Raw genomic sequence first — 1,442 nt, 5'->3', positions numbered from 1 at the left:
CAGATTACAAAACTGCTGATACTTCAAATAAGCCGATGAAGGATAAAATATGTGAAGTGATAAACTTGCAGCCTGTTGTGGATTTTGAAATGTATGAAAAGAAAAAAGCAGAGTTGGTTATAAGGGTTGGTAAACTGAACAATTATGATGCAAGGGTAAAACAGCTGGAGGATGGAATAAATAATTTGCTGATACCTCTTTTAAACAGCAAAAACATTGATGCAAGAGTGATAGACAGTGACTTTGGGACAGGAACTTATGGAGGAAATACGAGTTTTGATGGCAGCAGATATACCGTTTCAAGCTATGTAATTAAGGCTACTGTAGATACTGCAGGGAGATTCGGGATTACAACTGTGGAAGGTTTTCCGGGCATTACTTCTGATGACAATCAGTACTTGCTTTTTATAGGAGACGTATCAACTACGTCAGCACTTGTAGTGAAAATTGATGGGAATTTGCATAACCTGTATAATTACACACCCTCATCAATTACTACAGAAAATGGCAAAATAGTAGTTAATTACGGTACAATAAATGGAGTAGAGATAAAGGTAATATACACAATCTATGACGATAAATATGTGCTCATAAATTTTGTTGCGACTAATAAAACTACTGTACAAAAGAACATAGGATTTAAGATATACTATGATACTTGTGTAGCAGGTAGTGATGGTTCTCCAATAAAAGTAACAAATAAGGGATTTGAGATTTACAATGACACGTATCAGGTTAGAGCTGTAGGAATATTGAAAGATAATCCAGTAATTACCCCTCCTACAGACTGGCGAATGGAAACATGGAGCAGCAACAGCTACACCTATTTCTTCCCTTACGATGACGGCATAGCGCATTTCAGCAGCAGTTATTACGTTGGACAAACATATCAGACGATTGATACGGCAATAAGTTTGTGGTGGCACTCCCAGAGTGTTGCACCAAATCAGCAGAGAAGCATTACTACCTTATTAGGCATAGAAAGACCTACGGAGGCAAAATTAGATAATCTTGCAAACAGCTTATTCAATGTAGTTTATAAAGATTTAAATGCTGGTAAATATGTTTTACTTTTTAATGATGTGTCTTTCTTGGATTATAATGACAGCAATATAAGAACAAAGTTCGTAAATGCAGTAAATCAGTTATCAGCCAAACTAGTAATTGCAGGGCAGACAACATTTCCTGCATCACAAGCAGATGGGCTTATAAGTTTAACCACAAATGGTGGGTTTAAAGTTATTGATAACAGCATAAGCAATCAACTGACTGTTATTGCAGAGTATATTGCAAAAGACTTAGAAAACCAGCAGAGAATAATTGAAAAATATGTCATTTTAGGCGAACCAATTGAGATAAAAACCTACTACAATGACCCAGAAAATGATCCAAAATATCAAGAAAGATGGATGTACCTGCATGACCCGAATTACTTTGAAAAC

At 35.9% G+C, this 1,442-nt stretch carries 1 pseudogene; it reads left to right on the top strand.

The features are described from left to right. Positions 1-35: 35 nt before the first annotated feature. Positions 36-1,442, top strand: a pseudogene (locus EV203_RS13270) (PKD domain-containing protein); the annotation flags it as partial.

This window comes from Caldanaerobacter subterraneus (genome assembly GCF_004345675.1).
GTDB lineage: Bacteria > Bacillota > Thermoanaerobacteria > Thermoanaerobacterales > Thermoanaerobacteraceae > Thermoanaerobacter > Thermoanaerobacter subterraneus.
This window is presented reverse-complemented; position numbering and strand designations above follow the sequence as displayed.